Annotated in this window: 17 protein-coding genes and 1 pseudogene; 8 read left to right on the plus strand and 10 right to left on the minus strand. The window is 59.8% G+C overall.

Annotated elements, in window-relative coordinates; all coding sequences use genetic code 11:
- Positions 1 to 89 precede the first annotated feature (89 nt).
- Both ACZZ0G_RS00360 and ACZZ0G_RS00365 read right to left on the minus strand, forming a co-directional pair.
- Complete coding sequence (locus tag ACZZ0G_RS00360) at positions 90 to 647, minus strand: YceI family protein (protein WP_463554901.1); 558 nt, start codon at positions 645 to 647, stop codon at positions 90 to 92.
- 74 nt (positions 648 to 721) lie between these two features.
- Positions 722 to 2,077, minus strand: a complete 1,356-nt coding sequence (locus ACZZ0G_RS00365; protein WP_463554902.1) for an MATE family efflux transporter — start codon at positions 2,075 to 2,077, stop codon at positions 722 to 724.
- Between the two features lie 199 nt (positions 2,078 to 2,276).
- On the opposite strand from ACZZ0G_RS00365, the gene ACZZ0G_RS00370 reads away from it, so the two are divergent.
- The 3 genes from ACZZ0G_RS00370 (at position 2,277) to ACZZ0G_RS00380 (ending at position 5,153) form a co-directional block, all read left to right on the plus strand.
- Positions 2,277 to 2,837, plus strand: a complete 561-nt coding sequence (locus ACZZ0G_RS00370; protein WP_463554903.1) for a chorismate mutase — start codon at positions 2,277 to 2,279, stop codon at positions 2,835 to 2,837.
- A 123-nt stretch (positions 2,838 to 2,960) separates the two neighbouring features.
- On the plus strand, positions 2,961 to 3,362 hold the full coding sequence (locus ACZZ0G_RS00375; RefSeq protein WP_463554904.1) for a hypothetical protein: 402 nt from the start codon (positions 2,961 to 2,963) through the stop codon (positions 3,360 to 3,362).
- Positions 3,363 to 3,509: 147 nt separating this feature from the next.
- Positions 3,510 to 5,153 carry a sensor domain-containing diguanylate cyclase gene (locus ACZZ0G_RS00380; protein WP_463554905.1) on the plus strand — a complete coding sequence of 548 codons (1,644 nt, stop codon included), beginning with the start codon at positions 3,510 to 3,512 and terminating at the stop codon, positions 5,151 to 5,153.
- Positions 5,154 to 5,161: 8 nt separating this feature from the next.
- On the opposite strand, the gene ACZZ0G_RS00385 is transcribed toward ACZZ0G_RS00380, so the two are convergent.
- The 5 genes and pseudogenes from ACZZ0G_RS00385 to ACZZ0G_RS00405 all read right to left on the minus strand — a co-directional run bounded on the left by ACZZ0G_RS00385 (position 5,162) and on the right by ACZZ0G_RS00405 (position 9,703).
- Positions 5,162 to 5,857 (minus strand): hypothetical protein, encoded by a 696-nt coding sequence (locus tag ACZZ0G_RS00385; protein ID WP_463395685.1) that lies wholly within the window; start codon positions 5,855 to 5,857, stop codon positions 5,162 to 5,164.
- A 112-nt stretch (positions 5,858 to 5,969) separates the two neighbouring features.
- Positions 5,970 to 6,149, minus strand: a pseudogene (locus ACZZ0G_RS00390) (spermidine/putrescine ABC transporter substrate-binding protein PotF); the annotation flags it as partial.
- Between the two features lie 64 nt (positions 6,150 to 6,213).
- Positions 6,214 to 7,731: an ATP-dependent nuclease gene (locus tag ACZZ0G_RS00395; RefSeq protein ID WP_463554906.1), complete on the minus strand. Its 1,518-nt coding sequence runs from the start codon at positions 7,729 to 7,731 to the stop codon at positions 6,214 to 6,216.
- Between the two features lie 198 nt (positions 7,732 to 7,929).
- Positions 7,930 to 8,319 carry a c-type cytochrome gene (locus ACZZ0G_RS00400; RefSeq protein WP_463554907.1) on the minus strand — a complete coding sequence of 130 codons (390 nt, stop codon included), beginning with the start codon at positions 8,317 to 8,319 and terminating at the stop codon, positions 7,930 to 7,932.
- Positions 8,320 to 8,371: 52 nt separating this feature from the next.
- Positions 8,372 to 9,703 carry an aminotransferase-like domain-containing protein gene (locus ACZZ0G_RS00405; protein WP_463558806.1) on the minus strand — a complete coding sequence of 444 codons (1,332 nt, stop codon included), beginning with the start codon at positions 9,701 to 9,703 and terminating at the stop codon, positions 8,372 to 8,374.
- A gap of 89 nt (positions 9,704 to 9,792) precedes the next feature.
- Between ACZZ0G_RS00405 and ACZZ0G_RS00410 the strand changes: the two genes are divergently transcribed.
- Positions 9,793 to 10,686 carry a DMT family transporter gene (locus ACZZ0G_RS00410; protein ID WP_463554908.1) on the plus strand — a complete coding sequence of 298 codons (894 nt, stop codon included), beginning with the start codon at positions 9,793 to 9,795 and terminating at the stop codon, positions 10,684 to 10,686.
- A gap of 3 nt (positions 10,687 to 10,689) precedes the next feature.
- Here the strand turns inward: ACZZ0G_RS00410 and ACZZ0G_RS00415 are convergent, their stop codons facing one another.
- Positions 10,690 to 11,505, minus strand: a complete 816-nt coding sequence (locus ACZZ0G_RS00415) for a cupin domain-containing protein (RefSeq protein ID WP_463554909.1) — start codon at positions 11,503 to 11,505, stop codon at positions 10,690 to 10,692.
- A 281-nt stretch (positions 11,506 to 11,786) separates the two neighbouring features.
- Between ACZZ0G_RS00415 and ACZZ0G_RS00420 the strand changes: the two genes are divergently transcribed.
- Complete coding sequence (locus tag ACZZ0G_RS00420) at positions 11,787 to 12,305, plus strand: carboxymuconolactone decarboxylase family protein (protein ID WP_463554910.1); 519 nt, start codon at positions 11,787 to 11,789, stop codon at positions 12,303 to 12,305.
- Positions 12,306 to 12,558: 253 nt separating this feature from the next.
- Complete coding sequence (locus ACZZ0G_RS00425) at positions 12,559 to 14,751, plus strand: GAF domain-containing hybrid sensor histidine kinase/response regulator (RefSeq protein ID WP_463554911.1); 2,193 nt, start codon at positions 12,559 to 12,561, stop codon at positions 14,749 to 14,751.
- A gap of 2 nt (positions 14,752 to 14,753) precedes the next feature.
- Here ACZZ0G_RS00425 and ACZZ0G_RS00430 read toward each other — a convergent pair whose 3' ends face one another.
- The gene (locus tag ACZZ0G_RS00430; RefSeq protein WP_463395679.1) at positions 14,754 to 16,199 is read right to left on the minus strand and encodes a SulP family inorganic anion transporter; all 1,446 of its coding nucleotides are present in this window, start codon (positions 16,197 to 16,199) and stop codon (positions 14,754 to 14,756) included.
- 157 nt (positions 16,200 to 16,356) lie between these two features.
- Here ACZZ0G_RS00430 and ACZZ0G_RS00435 point away from each other — a divergent pair, with 157 nt between their 5' ends.
- Entirely contained in the window at positions 16,357 to 16,665 is a 309-nt protein-coding gene (locus ACZZ0G_RS00435; RefSeq protein WP_463554912.1) for a DUF7693 family protein, read from the plus strand.
- On the opposite strand, the gene ACZZ0G_RS00440 is transcribed toward ACZZ0G_RS00435, so the two are convergent.
- On the minus strand, positions 16,656 to 17,114 hold the full coding sequence (locus ACZZ0G_RS00440) for a GNAT family N-acetyltransferase (protein WP_463554913.1): 459 nt from the start codon (positions 17,112 to 17,114) through the stop codon (positions 16,656 to 16,658). The two genes, ACZZ0G_RS00435 and ACZZ0G_RS00440, sit on opposite strands and share 10 nt — an antisense overlap.
- A 173-nt stretch (positions 17,115 to 17,287) precedes the next feature.
- Here ACZZ0G_RS00440 and ACZZ0G_RS00445 point away from each other — a divergent pair, with 173 nt between their 5' ends.
- Positions 17,288 to 17,902, plus strand: coding sequence for a TetR family transcriptional regulator C-terminal domain-containing protein (locus tag ACZZ0G_RS00445; RefSeq protein WP_463554914.1), 615 nt, complete (start codon positions 17,288 to 17,290; stop codon positions 17,900 to 17,902).

Below are 17,902 nucleotides of genomic sequence, written 5' to 3' on the forward strand. Positions count from 1 at the left end.
CCGGCGGACGTCTAAAGTTCCTCTCCGGGAGAACGTTCTGGCAGATCCAAGCGATGAAAGAACAGGACCGGTTTTATTGACTGGCGAGGTCACTGCTGTGGCGCCACCACTTTGAATTTGATGGCGATGTCCTTGGACACCACGGTGTCCGCCCACTCCCCCGCGCCGAGGCCGAACTCGTCACGCTTAAGTATCAGCTCACCGTCGAAAATGCCAATGTCGCTGCCCGGCTTCAGTTCCACCGGCACTTGCACTTCGCGGGTAATGCCCTTGAGGGTAAGTTGTCCGTCTATCAGGTAGCGGCGCTCGGCCACTTGGGTGAAACGCCGGGATTCGAAAACCGCCACGGGGAATTTTTCGGTGTCGAACCACGCCGGTTTCACCAGCTCGGTGTTGGCGTCTTCGCTGCCGGCATCGATGCTGTTGAGCTCAATGTGCAGCGTGGTACGGGCGTTGTCGATATCGTCAGTGTCGAATTCCAGCGTTGCCTCGAACTTGCCGAAGGTGCCGTACATCGGCGAGCCCATCTGGTTGTAGGTGAAACTGATCTGACTCGCGTTGGTATTGACCCGCGTATATTCGACAGCCTGCGCGGCACAGGCGACGCACAGCGAACACGCGGCAGCCAGCAGCAATCGGATCGACATGGGACTCTCCAGGCGGGGCTGGCCGTCGAGGGCCTCGATTGACTTAAGCAAACATCCGCGCGTTACGCCAGCGCCTACACCAACCGCTCGATCTTCTGATGCTGCCAGATCAGTTTGTAATACAGGGTCTGCAACACCAGCATGCCCAGATACGCCACCGGAAACGCCATCCATACGCCCTGCAAACCATATTGCCCGTCCAGCCAGTACGCCGCCGGCAGTTGCACACCGACTACACAAATGATCGCGATCGCCACCGGCACCAGCACCGTGCCGCTGGCGCGCATGATCCCGCCGATAATCGCCTGGAAGCCGAATACCAACAGGCTCCACAACATGATGTGCAGCAGATGCTCAGCCATCGCCCGGGTCGAGTCCTCGGTCAGGAACAGGCCCAGCAACCAGTGCGACAACAGGTAGCCGAGCACAATCAAACCGCCGGTCAGGCACACGTTGATCAACAGCCCGGTGCGCAGAATCGGCCCCATGCGCTCCAGCCGTCCGGCGCCGATAGCCTGCGCGCCAAGAATCGACGCGGTGATCGCAATCGACAACGCCGGAAACTGCACATAGTTGACGATCTGCGTCACCGCGCCATACGCCGCCGTCGCTTGCGAGCCGTGCTGGTTGACCAGCGCCAGAATCACCAGCTCCGACAGCGACAGCACAATCATCTGCACGCCGGTCGGCAGACCGATGCGCAAGACCTTGCCGAGAATCGCCCCGTCGAGCCGCAACGCGGAGAAGAACTCGCGGTCCGGCGCCAGTGGATGACCCTTGCGAATCAGACGCCACGCCAACCACGCCATCGCCGCCAGGTTACCGGCCAGCCCGGCGTATGCCGCGCTCTGAATGCCCAGCTGCGGCAAACCGAACCAGCCGCGAATCAGCGCCGGCGTCAGGGCCAGCCCGACACAGGTCGACACCACCAGCGCCAGCAACGGCGACAGCGTATCGCTGACCCCGCGCAACAGTTGCGTGAACAACACAAACACCAGCAGCGACGGCAAGATCCACATCATCACATGGGCATACGCCACCGCATCGTCGAGCACATCCGCCGGCGTCCCCAGCCCCGCCAATGCCTGCCGCGCAAACACGCTGCCCAACACCGCCGCCACCAGCCCGATCAATACGCCCAGCAACAGCGTCGCACCGGCAATCGCCTTGACCATGTGCGGCTCACGCGCGCCCCAGGCCTGACCGATCAACACACCGGCGCCCGCGCCGAGGCCGATCACCAGGGCGATAAAAAAGAACACCACGGGAAACATCCCCGACACCGCCGCCAGTGCCTGGGTACCGAGCATCTGGCCGATGTAGATGCTGTTGACCGTACCCGACATCGATTGCAGAAAATTCGACAGCACCATGGGCGCGAGGAACAGCAGGTAGGTGTGCCAGAGGGGGCGTTGGGCGGCGGCTTGCATTGAATAGAGGTCCATCTCGAACGGCGGGAGGGCTGATGGAGGATAGCTTCGGCGAGTTGCACGCGGGGCGCAATTAACATTTCAAATCGGTGTTTATGACCGGTGGCCGCGCCTGTGTAATGGGCACGGTTTTGTAGGTGTCCGTTCAGAGCTGTGTTAAACAACTGCCACTTTCCCTTCTCTCATCGAGGCTCTGTTCATGCTGCGCTTTGCCCATCTGCTGACTGCCACCCTCCTCGCCGTGCTCGCCACCAGCGCTCACGCCACCGCGCCCGGCGAAATCTTGAAGCCATTACTGCAAACGCTGAACGAACGCCTGAACATCGGCGACCTCGTCGCGTTGACCAAATGGGACAGCGGCAAGCCGATTCAGGACAGCCCCCGTGAGGCGCAGGTCATCGCCAACGCGCGAACGCTGGCCACCGAGCGCCAGCTTGACCCGGATGACGTGGCGCAACTGATTGCCGCGCAAATGGAGGCGAACAAACTGGTGCAGTACGGTTTGCTCGCACAATGGCAGGCGGCCGGTGCCGCGCCGGACACCCCTCGCCCCGACTTGGGCAAACAGATTCGCCCGCGTCTGGATGAACTGCAAACCCGTCTGCTGCAGCAATACGCCGCGTTCCTGCCGTATCGCCATGACGCCAATTGCCCGGTGTGGCTGGCCAAGGCGCGCAGTGGCCTGACCCACGACGCGCTGCATGAACTGGCGCTGACAAGGGCGACCGGTGAGTTGTGCATTCGGGTGACCACCCCGTAAACGGGGCTTGGGGCATACATTGCTGGCGTCGATAGTCACCATCACGGCAATGAAGTTCTCATAAAAAATCCACGGCGTAACATCAGCTCCATACCAACCAACAACACCCCGGAGCACACGATCATGAAACGCCAGACCCTTCTCAGCATCGCTTTCTCGGTTTTCGCCATTAACGCTTTTGCCGCCACCCCGGCACACATCCAGGTCGCTGAAGGCGGCTCGGACAAGTTGATTGAAAGTCGTGTTGCTGAGGGCGGTTCCGATCGTCTGATCGAACGCCGCGTCGCTGAAGGTGGTTCCGATCGTCTGCTCGAGCGCCGCGTCGCTGAGGGCGGTTCCGATCGTCTGCTCGAACGCCGCGTTGCCGAAGGTGGTTCCGATCGTCTGCTTGAACGCCGCGTTGCCGAAGGTGGCTCCGATCGTCTGCTCGAACGCCGCGTTGCCGAAGGTGGTTCCGATCGTCTGCTTGAACGCCGCGTTGCCGAAGGTGGCTCCGATCGTCTGATCGAACGCCGCGTCGCATAAATCACTGGCTTCACCGCAATCCCCTAAAAAGCCCGGCCTGATCAGCCGGGCTTTTGCTTGTCCGCAATCATCCATTACCTGACTGGTCACCCAGCACCCATTGCGCATACCATGCGGCCACAACTCCAAAACAGACCTCGCCCGCCCATGCTCAAAGCCAGTCTGCGTAGCCACCTCACCCTTTGGTTTGCCGGTTTGTCCTTGTTGACGCTGCTGAGCGTGGGCTTCTATGTGGGTCACATCGCCACTGAACAAATGAAGCAGGCCAGCGGCAATGCGCTACTCAACACGGCGCGTTCGGCGGCATCGTTACTGGGTGAACAACTGCGCGAACGCCAGTTGGAGGTTTATCTGCTCAGCCGCGCGCCGCATCTTGAGCGTGGCGATCTGGATAACCCGGCGATTCTGAAATCCATGCAACTGCGCACTCAGGCGCGCACCGAGTACGCGTGGATGGGCGTCACCGACGCCGAGGGCAAGGTGCATCAAGCGGTGAACGACTTGCTGGTCGGCCTGTCGGTGCAACAACGGCCGTGGTTCCAGGCCGGGTTACGCAGTGAGTACACCGGCGATCCTCATGAGGCGGTGCTGCTGGCGAAAATGCTCCCGGCCCTGCCGAATGGTGAACCGCTACGCTTCATCGATTTCGCCGCACCGATCCGCAACGCCGACGGCCAGGTGATTGGTGTCCTGGGCGCCCACGCACACTGGAGTTGGGTGACGCGCATTGTTGAATCGGCGGCGTTTGCGTATAAAAACTCAATGCCGGATATCGAAGCGTTGATCATCGATCACGATGGCAAGATTCTCTATCCCGAAGCGCTGATGGGTCAGCAACTGGCGGCGACTGATTCGAAATTGCAGGGCTGGACGGCGGGTAACGGCTTCCTCACCAGCATGGTCACTGTGCCGACGCCGTCGAGCACCGCGCTGTCGTGGTCGATCGCGGTGCGCCAGCCATTGGAAACCGCACTGCAACCGGCGCGCCTGCTGATGTACAAATTGCTGATACTGGGTGTGGTCGCAGCGGTGCTGTTCGGCCTGGTGGCCTACTATCTGGCGCTGTACCTGAGCCGCCCGATCGAACAGCTCGCCCGTTCTGCCCGGCAGGTGCAGAACAAAGAGCCCGGCGCGCAATTTCCGCTGCAACACCCGGTACGGGAAATTGCCCAGCTCGGACGATCCATTGATGCCATGACGCAATCACTGCTCGGCAAAGAGCGCGAACTGCAAGAGGCCAATGCCTCGCTGGAAGCCACGGTGGCACAACGCACTGCGGCACTGACGCAGGCCAACGCCGAACTGCTGAGCCTGGCGACTCACGATGGCTTGACCGGCGTTTACAACCGTCGTCGCTTCGACGAGAAACTTACCGAATACACCCTGTTGTTCCGCCGCACCGGGCGCCCGTTCGCGCTGCTGCTGATCGATGCCGACCACTTCAAGCGCATCAATGACAGCCACGGTCACGCGGTGGGTGATGATGTGCTGCAACAGTTGGCGCAACTGATCCAGAGCAGCTTGCGCACCACTGATTTCGTCGCCCGCTACGGCGGTGAAGAGTTCGCGGTGCTGTTGCCGGAAATCGCCAAACCCGACACCCCGGAAGTCGTCGCCGAGAAGATCCGCGCGGCAGTGGCCGAGGCGCACTTCCCTGCTGTCGAACAGGTGACGGTCAGCATCGGTGTCGGTCTGGCAGACCCGGCCGACAACAGCCACAGCGCACTGATCAAACGCGCCGACCAGCAACTGTATCAAGCCAAGGCGGCGGGCCGTAATCAGGTGGCGTGATCAGCCCTTCACTGTTTCAAGTGTTCGACCAGCTTACCGACCACCAGATCAGACACATGACTGAATGCCTTGCGCAACGCTTCGGGATCCGTGGCGTACTGCTCCGGTGTATAGGCGATGGTGTTGGCGTCGTTGGACACGGAAATGGTGTCGAAATTACGCCATACCGCCGAGCCGTTGCGTTTGATTTGGGCCGTGGCGCCGATCACCGGGTACAAAACGGTGCTGTAGTTCTTCAGGCAAAGCCCCCATTGCGATACCAGGATTTCGACCTCGGCATCGGCTCGCTCATCGTCACCCACGACGGTAAACAGATGTTCCTGCTGCACACGTTTTTCGAAGCTCTGCCGAATCAACTTGCTCAGGTCAATGTCATGGGCCTTCATGTTGTTGCGAATCGCCAGCGTAATATCTCCGGTGACGACGTCCGCCGCTTTCGTCCCAGCGACGGAGCCCGTCCCCGTCAACGCACCGGCGCCGATGGTCGACGCACCGGAGGCCATGCCCGCCGCCGCACCGGCTCCGGCGCCCAGACCTGCTCCCCAGGCCTGCGTCATGCTGGTGTACTGAAAGTTGTCGACGGCGACAAACACCGGCAGCACTTTCAGGGTTTTGATCTGCTGGCGGTCTTCAACGGTTAGATCTTTGGTCACGCAACCCGTTAGCAAAACGAAGGCAGCAACCACGCCGAATAACTTTTTCATGTCGTTTTTCAATCTGAGACCAGGGTGACAGGCATATCGCCCGAACACGCTAATACTTGAATCGCAATCAAGGCCAGGCGCTCACGCCGGACCTTGTATTGATGATCAAAACTCAGGTATTGGTCTTCAACTTCGTCCACAAGCGCGTCGTCAGCCGCGCAATCTTCGCCGGCAATTCCTCCACCGTGAACAACTTCTCCATCACGCTCTTCGGCGGGTAGATCGCCGCATCCTGCTTCACGTGCGGATTGAGAAAATCACTGGCGGCGGCATTCGGGTTGGCGCGGTTTACGTACCAGGCTCTCAACGAGGCTGATGTGCATCGCCTCGCTGAGCAATTGCCATGGACGTTAACTTCAAGTGTTCGCTCTTTCGATAAATTTACACAGCCGCGTTATCTGACTGCCGAGATCCATTACCTCGAAATCCACCGACCAGGTTTTAACGTAATGGCTCGCTACAGCGACTTTATTTCCGATCCGTTGCAGGTCTGCCGATTTAGCATTGCGGGCTGGTTTCGCAACTTCAAATTTGAGCCAGTTATCCCAATGACCAGTGCCGAGATATCTGGCCAGATTTTTGTGTTCATGCTTCAGGCTCGTCCTGAAATTACCTTCATGCAAATAGTTTTCGATCTCCCGACCTTTAGTTACCCAGGCAAAACCGGGCGCCTCAGATGTCCCTTCAAATTCGATCTGCAGTCGCTTTTTGGTGGGATTAAGTTCGGCACTGCTATTTTCTTTATCGCTGTCAAACATGATGGCGGAATGACGGTTCAATTTTTTGAGCTTTATGAGGTCAGTCAGCGGGGCTGTTTCACCGGAGAGATGACTGAACAAGCGCCCGCCATAAAACATGATTGAATAGTGGACGCCTTCAATAAAGTCCTTGCGTTTCTGGCGAATCCACCAATTAAGGTAGATTCGATCCGAGGGGCCTTCTACCCAGATGACGCTGTTGGCCTGAAGCAGATCCGAGGCTCGATAACCTAATTGATCAAGTACTTGGGCGATGTCAGCCGATTGCACCTGACCATCACGCAATTGGAATATTTTCACAGGCGGCCCATCGCTCAGCTCCGCTGCAGCGTTGATCAACGCAGAAGAATGCGTAGTCATGAACAACTGTAAATTATTGTCTTTGACCAGCTTCGCTATCGAAGCAAAAAGCGAACGCTGCAAATGGGGATGCAAATGTGATTCAGGTTCCTCAAGCAAAGCAATTCCGCCTGATGGAATCTCATTAAGCCACTTGAGCACCGCCGCGTAAGCCTTCCAGCCCGAAGGCAAGCATTCGACCCGAAGGCTCTGCGGCGCAATCGGCAAATGATCGGCGTCGCTTTCAGCCAGCCAGGTCGACACAGTGTAATCGTCTGTCTTTTGCAGCGCCCCTCCTTCCAAAGGCTGGGATATTTTTCCGTTGTAAGCATCCCAGTCGACAGCACCGGTCAGCTTGTGTCCCAGCCTGTTCAGGACAAGTAATGCATCGGCGTCGACAGGGATCGCTCCACCGCAGTGCAGATACCTGACGACCACACCGTCAGCCGGGGGGATTTTGGCATTGAAGTCCTTGGGCAGAATCCGCGGAATGTATTCTTTTTGTATGGATTGCGGATATTTCTCACCTTTTGCTCGACTGAGCATTTGGCACAACACCGACGTGTACGGCTCTTTGATCTCGAGTTTGTAAGCGTAATCAATACTGTCGAAGCAGACGGAAAATCCGCAAAACACACCTGAATATGCTTTTTCGGTAGCGAGACTGGACAACAACTCGGGAGCAATGAGCGCTCTGACCATGTCGATTATCGTAGATTTACCTGCGCCATTGCTGCCTATGAAAACATTGATGTCCGTCAGGTCGATCCCGGCCATAACATCAATGTGATCTTGAGTACCGCAATCCCCAACAGGTTGCATTGGCCGGGTGTTCAATTGGCGTATGGAAGAAAATCGAAGGCTTCGAGCATGCATTTCTGAGTGCTACCTGAACTGTTCAAAAAACATGCACTTTATCAGACCGTAACTGCTAACTGTGCAGTGCGCAGAGCTTGCGTCTCATTGGCCAAAGAGTCACAGAGTTTGAAATGTTTGCAAGTACGCCAATAAGTTTTCGAGTTTCTCTTCGTCACTCAGCCCCCAGAAAATCATCCGCGTACCCGGCACCACACCTTTCGGATCCTTCAGATAGGCGATCAGCGTTTCGCGATCCCACGTCACCCCGGAGTTCTTCATCGCATCGGAATACACGTAGTTGGCCGACGTCCCGGCAGCCCGGCCAATGATGCCATTGAGCTGCGGGCCGAATCCCGGGCGGGCCGATTCGCCGACCTGATGGCAGCCGCCGCACAGGCGCGGGAAGATTTTCGCGCCGGCTTCGGGGTCGCCTGCGGCGAGGGTGAACGTACTCAGCAGACTGGTGCCGAGCATCAGGGCGAGTGACAGTGCAGCGGTGTTTTTCATCGAGGGTTCCGGATCGGTCTGCATCGGGCGGCGCAAGGGTAGCATTTTGTTTTTACAGGTAAGCGCCAATGATCTTCCTGACGGTCATCAATGCCTGGCGCAATACCTCCATGTCCACCGAGCCCAGCGCCAGGCGAATCGCATGCGGAACATGGCCCGACACGGAAAACGGTTCGGCTGTGGTGACGGAAATCTGCTTGTGCATCAGCTCGACGACAATCTGATCGGCGCGCACATCCTCCGGCAGCGGCAGCCACAGGAAGTACGAAGCAGGATGGCCAATGCTCGGTAGTCCCTTGAGCAACTCGGCCGCCAGCGCTTGCCGCGCCTTGGCGTCGTTGCGTTTCTGTTCCTCCAGCAGTGTCACCGTGCCGTCGTCGAGCCAGCCGCAGCCGATGGCGGTCATGACGCCCGGGGTGTTCCAGGTCGTGGCGCGGATGATGCGCTCAAGTGCGGGCACCATTTCGGTCGGGGCGGCGATAAAACCGACGCGCAGGCCGGTAGCGATGTTTTTCGACAGGCCCGACACGTAGACCGTGCGCTCCGGTGCCAGATCGATCAACGTACGCGGTGGGTTGTCCACCAGAAACGCGTAGGCTGCGTCCTCGATAAGGGTCAGATCATGCCGACGAGCGATTGCGACCAACTGTTCGCGCTGCGCCAGCGGCATCACCCAGCCCAGCGGGTTGTGCAGCGTCGGCATGCTGTACACGGCACACACTGAGCGGCTGCGGCAGAGTTTGTCCAGCGCGGCGAGATCCGGCCCCTGATCGCTGAACGGGATCGCCACGACCTCCAGATGCAACGCTTCGGCCAGCACCTTGAAGCCGGAATAGGTCAGCGCGTCGGCAGCAATCACATCGCCGGGTTTGAGCAGCGCCATCAGCGTCACCGCCAGGCCTTGCTGGGCGCCGTTGACGATCAATACCTGCTCGGCCTCGACCGTCACACTGCGCGTCAGCAGATGCCGCGCGACCGACGCGCGCTCGTGGCCACGACCGGCGTGCGGCTGATAACGCAGCAACGCTTCCAGCTCGCCGGACAATGCTAATTGGCGCAACGCGCTGCGCAACAAATCGGCCTGACCGGGCAATGACGGGTAATTGAAGTTGAGATCGATCATGCCGACCGCCACCTGTTTCTGATCGACGCCCTGACCCGGCGACAACGAGATTTCGCGGACAAACGTGCCGCGCCCGGTTTCGCCGCTGACCAGGCCCATGGCCTCCAGTTCCGCGTACACCCGCGAGGCTGTGACCAGCGCCAATCCCTCCTGAGCCGCTAATTGCCGATGGGTCGGCAACCGTGTACCCGGCGGCAACTGGCCGGAGCGAATGTCCGCCGCATAGGCATCGACGATTGTCTTGTAGCGCGAACGTGGCATGCCGGATGTATCCATGACAATTCTTTGATTGTGCTGATTCTCGGCTCTAGCATCACCGCAATGCAACCTACCTCTGAGCGTGATCTGGTATGGAAAGGACTTCGAATCTGACGACCCCGGCCCTGGAAAAAACCAGCGGCTGGATCAACGGTTTTATTGGCGTGGTGATCTTCAGCGGTTCGCTGCCGGCCACGCGTTTGGCGGTGCTGGAGTTCGATCCGGTGTTTCTCACCGTGGTCCGCGCCGCCATCGCCGGGGTGCTGGCAGTGGCGCTGTTGCGGCTGTTTCGCCAACGCCGGCCGGCGCGCAACCAGTGGTTGTCGCTGTCGATTGTCGCGATGGGCGTAGTGCTCGGCTTCCCGATGCTGACCGCTCTGGCACTGCAACATGTGACGTCGGCGCATTCGATTGTGTTTGTAGGATTGCTACCACTGGCCACAGCGATTTTTGCCGTACTGCGCGGTGGAGAGCGGCCGCGACCGGTGTTCTGGGTGTTCTCGATTCTCGGTAGTGCGCTGGTGGTAGGCTTCGCCCTCGCGCAAGGGCTGAGCGCCTCGCCCACCGGCGACCTGTTGATGCTCGCCGCGATTCTGGCCTGCGGTCTCGGCTATGCCGAAGGCGCCAAATTGTCGCGCACCCTCGGTGGCTGGCAGGTGATTTGCTGGGCACTGGTGCTGTCGCTACCGCTCATGGCGCTGTTGAGTCTGTGGCTGGCGCCCGCCTCGTTCAGCACCGTCAGTCTGTCGGCGTGGCTGTGTCTGGGCTATGTGTCGTTGTTCAGCATGTTGATCGGTTTTGTCTTCTGGTATCGCGGTCTGGCCCAGGGCGGGATTGCTGCAGTGGGTCAGTTGCAACTGCTCCAGCCGTTTTTCGGTCTGGCGCTGGCCGCGACGCTGCTGCATGAACACGTCAGCCTCGGCATGCTCGCGGTGACGTTGGGCGTGATCCTGTGTGTGGCCGGGGCGAAGAAATTCGCCAAATGATCCTCAGGCACCCGCCTTCCACTCGCGCGGACTGAGCCCGGTCTTGCGCCGAAACGCCCGGGCCAGTGCCGACGGACTTTCGTAACCGACCTCCTCGGCAATCAGCGCAATCGGTTTGCCTTCGCGCAAGCGTTTCTGCGCCAGACTGACCCGCCAGCTCAGCAGATAATCGGCCGGTGTCTGCCCGACAACCCGGCGAAACTGCTCGGCAAACCCGGCGCGGGACAGGTTGGCAACAGCGGCCAGATCCGCCACGCTCCATGGCTTTTGCGGTTGCTCGTGCATCAGATTCAAGGCGCGCGACAGACGCGGATCGGCCAGCCCGGCGATCATCCCCGGTTGTTGCTCGCGACTGCTGATCAGGTGCCGTAACAGCAGAATCACCAGCAGTTCGAACAAGCGATCCATCACCGCCACGCGCCCGCAATGCCCCTCGAAAGCCTCCTTGAACAGCCACTCCACGGTGTTGCCCAGCTCCGGGATGTCCGTCAGTTTCAGCACCAGATAATCCGGCAGCGCCGCCGCCAGCGCATTGCCGGAACCGCCGTCAAACGTCAGCGTGGCGCAGACTACCTGGGTGTCCATGGCTTCGTCGGCAAACATGCGGTGGGCGTAGGGTCTGGGGAAGAAGATCAGCGACGGCTCACTTAGGCGAATCTCACGTTCGCTGCCCGGCTTGAGCAGCAATTCACCGGCCTGCAACAAATGAACATGGCCGCATGGCTCGCCGTCATGAACGCTGAGGCCGCAAAACGTGCCGCTGTGAAAGGTCCCGGCAGTAACGCCGAAATGGCTGAGCAAAGTAGACAGGCGATCCATGGACGGCTCCAACAGTTATCGGGCGGCTTGTATTCTTTTCAGCGCTGAGACTGCGCCGCGACCTTCGCGAGCAAGCTCGCTCCCACATTTGAAATGCATTCCCCTGTGGGAGTGAGCTTGCTCGCGAAGACGCCCGTCCAATCACCAAAAATCTATCAGCGAACGCCAGATCTGGACGATCTGCCGCATATCCTCGACGATTTGCCGCCAATGCACCAGCCTCACTCAATAACATGAGCTCCATCCCCGGCGCACTTCGCACCGGTCTTCGGAGAATCACCATGAGCCGCATCCACGCTATCAGCCTCGAAAACGCCGCCGACGCCAGCCGCCCTGTGCTGGAAGGCGTGAAAAAGAAAATCGGTTTCCTGCCCAACGTCTTCACCACCCTGGCCAAAGCGCCGGTGGCCCTCGAAACCTACATGCAAGCCTCGGCGATCCTCGGCAAGACTTCGCTGAGCGCCCAGGAGAAAGAAGCGGTATATCTCGCCACGTCACAGGTCAACGGTTGCGATTATTGCCTGGCGGCGCACACCTTGTTTGCTGGCAAGGCCGGGCTCTCGGCGCAGGACATCGTTGCCGCACGCCAGGGTGAACTCAACGCCTACGCCACCCTCGCCCACCAGTTGACTGAAAGTCGCGGCCATTTGACTGATGAACAGATCAGCGCCGCCCGCGCTGCCGGTATCGACGACGTGAAGATCATTGAAGTGATTGCGCTGGTGGCCGTGCAGAGCCTGACCAACTACCTGAACAATGCGGCGCTGACGGATATCGATTTCCCGGCCATCGATGCCTGATCAAAGGGCAAAAAACACCCGTGATCAGGGAGCTTGCTCCCGCCGGAATGCGCAGCAGCCACCCGATATTTTCTGGTTGCTTCACCTCCGGCGGGGCCGGCATCCTTGTCTCTGATCGTTTTTGTTTCACGCATCGTGCAATGATGGGCACAGACCTGAGGACAACCGTTTCACTGCGAGCAGCAGTGCTGAAACCAAACACCGCACGCAAGGTCTTTCTTCACATGCAGACGCCCGGAAAGACACGACCCCAATGACAGACTGGTTGCAAGACAACGGCGCGATGGCCGAGCAGATTCGGCGACATGATTGGGCAAGCACCTCGCTTGGTCCGTTGCAATCCTGGCCCGATGTGCTCAAGACGACGGTGTCGCTCAGTCTTGCCTCGCACTTTCCTCAAGCCATCGTTTGGGGGCCAGAACTGATCACCCTGTTCAACGACGCCTTCCTGCCGATTCTCGGCGCTAAACCGAACGCCCTGGGAAGACCTTTCAGCAAGATCTGGGAAGAAGCCTGGAGCGAGGTCAGCCCGATTGCCGATGCGGCGTACGCCGGGCAAGCCACTTACATCGAAAACTTTGCGCTGACCATCGAGCGAGGCAACGGACCGGAGCAGGCGTTTTTTACCTTCTGCTACAGCCCGATCCGCGATTCGCTTGGCAACGTGGTCGGCATGCTCGACACCGTTACGGAAACCACCCAAACGGTTTTTCTCAACCAGCGCCTGGGCGTGCTTGAGGCGCTCGGCAACGCCGTTGCCAACGCGACCGATGCGCAAGCCATTCTCGCCATCACCACGCGTCTGATGGTCGAGCATCTGCAGCTGTCCAACTGCGCCTACGCCGACATGGACGCCGATGAGGACGGTTTCACCATTCGCGGCGATTGGGCGGCGCCCGGCTCGCCAAGCATCGTCGGCCACTATCAATTGCGCGACTTCGGTGAGAAAGCCGTGACCTTGCTGCGTGCCGGCGAGCCGCTGATCATCCATGACAACCGCAGCGAACTCGCCCCTGAAGAATCGGCCACCTTCCAGGCCATCGGCATCACTGCAACCATTTGCGTGCCGTTGATCAAGCAAGGACGACTGACCGCGCTGATGGCGGTGCACGACAATGTGCCGCGAGTCTGGTCGCCCTTCGAACAGTCGTTGCTGAGCGAAGTCACCGAGCGTTGCTGGGCGCACATCGAACGGGTCCGCGCCGATGCCAACGTGCGCGAAGGCTTGATCGCCCTGGCGGAATTGAACGCCACACTGGAACAGCGGGTCGAGGAGCGCAGTATCCGATTGGCTCAAGCCGAGTCCGCGTTGCGCCAGTCGCAAAAGCTCGAGGCCATCGGCCAGTTGACCGGCGGTGTGGCGCATGACTTCAACAACCTGCTGACGATCATTCGCTCGTCGGTGGATTTCCTGCGCCAGCCGAATCTGTCGGAAGAACGCCGCCAGCGCTACATGCGTGCGGTCTCCGATACGGTCGAGCGTGCCTCCAAGCTGACCAGTCAGTTGCTCGCCTTTGCCCGACGTCAGCCGCTCAATCCGCAGGTGGTCAATGCCGGCGAGCGCTTGGCCAACATCGGCGAAATGCTCGAATCCGTGACGGGTGCGCAAATACATGTCAGCGTCGAACGGCCGGTTCAATCCTGCTACATCCGCGTCGATCTCAGTCAGTTCGAAACCGCAGTGATCAATATCGCGCTCAACGCCCGTGACGCCATGAGTGGCCAGGGCCTGCTGAAACTGCGCCTTGAGTGCGACAAGGCACTGCCGGCGATTCGCGGCCACGCCGGCGCCAGCGGCCCGTTTGTGTCCATCGCACTGGCGGACACCGGTGGCGGCATCGATGCGCAAACCCTCGAGCATATTTTCGAGCCGTTCTTCACCACCAAGGATGTCGGCAAAGGCACAGGGCTCGGGTTATCGCAGGTGTTCGGTTTCGCCAAGCAGTCGGGTGGCAACGTCGATGTCGCCAGCGTGATCGGCCACGGCACGGAATTCACCCTGTACCTGCCACAGGTGACGGCCGCTGAACTGGAGCCAAACGAGGTGCCGGATGACGACGATGCGCATCCGCTGCACGAGCAACGCCGGATACTGGTGGTCGAGGACAATCTCGATGTTGGCCGCTTTGCCAATCAGATCCTGCAGGATCTGGGCTATGAAACGGCGTGGGCGACCAACGCCGAGGAAGCCTTACAACTGGCAGGCGCCGACGCCATGGCATTCGACGCGGTGTTTTCCGATGTGGTCATGCCGGGCATCACCGGGGTCGCCCTCGCCAGAGAACTGCGCCGCCGACGCCCGGATCTGCCGGTGATTCTGACCTCAGGTTACAGCGAAGAACTGGCACGCAGCGGTTACGAAGGTTTCGAGTTCCTCGCCAAGCCCTACTCCGCCGAGCAGGTCTCGCGGATTCTCGGCAAGACCTGGCTCAAGGACGCCACGTAGATTCAGTCGTGAGCAACACCGGCGCGCTTGAGTAATTTCTTGCAGCGCTCGGACAGGTGAAATACCTGCAAATGCTTGCCCGCCTTGGCATAGCGCTCGCGCAAAGTCTTCAACGCCGCAATCGCCGAGTAATCGACAAAACTCAGATGCCGGCAATCCAGTGTCACCCGGGCCGGGTCATTGGCCGGGTCGAACTGATTGAGAAACGGCGTGGTCGAGGCAAAGAACAGCGTGCCATGCAGGCGATAGAGCTTGCTGCCGTCGGCCTCCAGATGTTCATCGGCGTACAACTCGCGGGCCTGCTGCCAGGCAAAGTTGAGCGCGGCGATGATAATGCCGCACAGCACCGCAGTGGCCAGATCGGTGAACACCGTGATAGTGGTCACAGCGATGATCACCAGCACATCGTTGAGCGGCACTTTGTTCACCACCCGCAACGACGCCCAGGCGAAGGTTTGCTGCGACACCACAAACATCACACCCACCAGGGCCGCCAGCGGAATACGCTCGATCAGCGGCGACAGAAACAGAATGAACAACAGAATCAGCACGCCAGCGACCACGCCGGACAAGCGCCCGCGCCCGCCGGAACTGAGGTTGATCACGGTCTGGCCGATCATCGCGCAACCGCCCATGCCGCCGAACGCACCTGAGACCATGTTGGCCGCACCGAGCGCCACGCACTCACGGTCCGGGTAGCCACGGGTTTCGGTGATTTCGTCGGTGAGGTTCAACGTCAGCAGGGTTTCCAGCAGGCCGACCAGCGCCATCAGAATCGCGTAAGGCGCGATGATGCGCAGGGTTTCCAGATTCCACGGGATGTCCGGCAAGGCCAAGGTCGGCAAGCCGCCGGCGATGTGCGCCATGTCGCCAAGGGTGCGGGTCGGCAGGCCGAATAGATAGACCAGCAGGCCGACACCGAGGATCGCCACCAGTGCCGGCGGCACCGCTTTCGTCAGACGCGGCAGGATATAAACGATGGCCATGGTCAGCGCCACCAGCCCGGTCATCAAGTACAACGGCGTGCCGCTGAGCCAGTCTTCACCGCTCTTGAAATGTTCCAGTTGCGCCAGCGCAATGATGATCGCCAGGCCGTTGACGAAGCCGAGCATCACCGGATGCGGCACCATGCGCACCAGTTTGCCCAGACGCAGCAGCCCGAACGCCATCATGATCAGACCGCCGAGCAATACCGTCGCCAGCAAATACTGCACGCCGTGCTGCACCACCAGCGCAACGATGACCACGGCCATCGAACCCGCCGCACCGGAGACCATCCCCGGCCGCCCGCCGAACAACGCCGTCAGCGTACAAATGATGAACGCGCCATACAGCCCCATCAGCGGATTGAGGTGCGCCACCAGTGCGAACGCAATGCATTCGGGCAACAGGGCAAACGAGGTGGTGAGTCCGGCCAGGACATCGGCGCGCAGACGAATCGGTTTCATGGCTTACCTGATTGAGCGGCCGCCGAGCGCGGCTGCGAGTGTTCGTGAAAAAGAGGGTTGCGGATGTTACGGAATTGTTCCGGATCGGGCCAGTGAACGCTGACACTTGTCGGCTCGGGCTTTATGCTGGCGCGCTCCTCTGGTCATTGAGTTCGATATGTCTGCATTTCTGAGCGCCCGCGAGGTATGCCAGCGTTTGCGTGAAGCGGCGCTGGGTGTGCTCGTTTTCAGAGTCTGCGAGTTGCCTGACGCGGCGGGACGGGTCGCGGTCGATATCGAGGGCTGGCACCTGCTGCTGGATTTTGAGGCTGGTCGGTTACATCACTGTGAATTTGCCCGCAACGGCGATGGACAAAAAGGCGCGTTGGACAGTTGGCAACGTTATGGCACCGATCCGGTGAGCCTGCTCAGTACTTGGGAACTGGCGCAGATCGAGCGATTACTGACGGGAGCCGTTCAGGTCTGACGCAAGTCGAGGATGTAGGTGTAATAACCGCTGTCACGCACGTAGCCGAGGGATTCGTACAAGCCTTGCGCCGTGAAGTTGTCGGTGGCGGTTTCCAGCACCAACCCTTTGGCGCCAGTTGCCAGGGCAAAATCGCGCGCTGTGTTCATCAGCAATCGGCCAACGCCGCGCCCTCGGGCGGCGGGTGCGGTGAACAAGTCGCTGAGCAGCCAGGTACGGTGGGCATCGATGGACGAAAACGTCGGATACAGTTGCACGAATCCCAGCGCCTCCCCGTTTTCATCCTGAGCGAGAAAAATCGCTGATTCGTTGCTGGCCATGCGCTCGGCGATGAAAATTCGCGATTGCTCGAGGTTCGACGGCTGTTGGTAAAAACCACGGTAAGCGTCGAACAACGGCGCCACCGCATCCAGATGTGTCGCGTCGGCTCTCACTGCCTGAAGGGTCATGTGCCCGCTCCGTTTCCACTCGTTGATCGAAACAGCATAGCGCTGTCCTTCGAGTGTGCTGGCTTCAACGCTATATAGTTTTGTATATTGCGAAACCGAAATCGCCAGAATATTTCCATGCCGCTCAGCCAACCTGTATTGCCATGAGTGCTATCCGCGTACGCAACGAATAGTTGATCCTTGCCGCCGCCAGCGAAGAATTCGCTGCCAACGGCTTCGACGCGACCCAGACCCGCGACATCGCGGCGCGTGCCGGGGTGCCCAAGGCCAATCTGTATTACTACTTCCAGACCAAGGAAAACCTCTACAGCAAAGTGCTGCTGGGGTTTGTCGAACCGCTGCTGGAAGCTTCGGCGGTGCTGCGTGAAAGTGATGATCCGCTGACGGGACTGCGTGCCTACGTCGCCGCGCGGATTCGTATTGCCCGCGAGCATCCGGCGATTGCCAAGGTGTTTAGTGGCGAGTTACTGCTGGGCGGTCGACAGTTGCCCGACGAGTGCCGCGATCTGTTGCAGGCCGAAGCGCGGCGTAACGTTGAATGCCTGCGCAGCTGGATCGAGCGCGGCTTGCTCGCACCAGTGGATCCGGAGCATTTGATGATGTTCATTTGGTCGGCGACCCGTACGTACACCAATATCGGCTGGCAGATGGGTCGGATCACGGGGCGCGAAGTGCCGCAGGATGAGGACTATCAAACGGCGGCGCAGACGATTACGCGGATGGTGTTGGGGGGCGTGGTGGTGGCGCCGCGGCTCGGTGAGATTCGTGGGGTTTTGTTTGCGACGTGA

It is taken from the genome of Pseudomonas sp. AC169, from assembly GCF_979258515.1.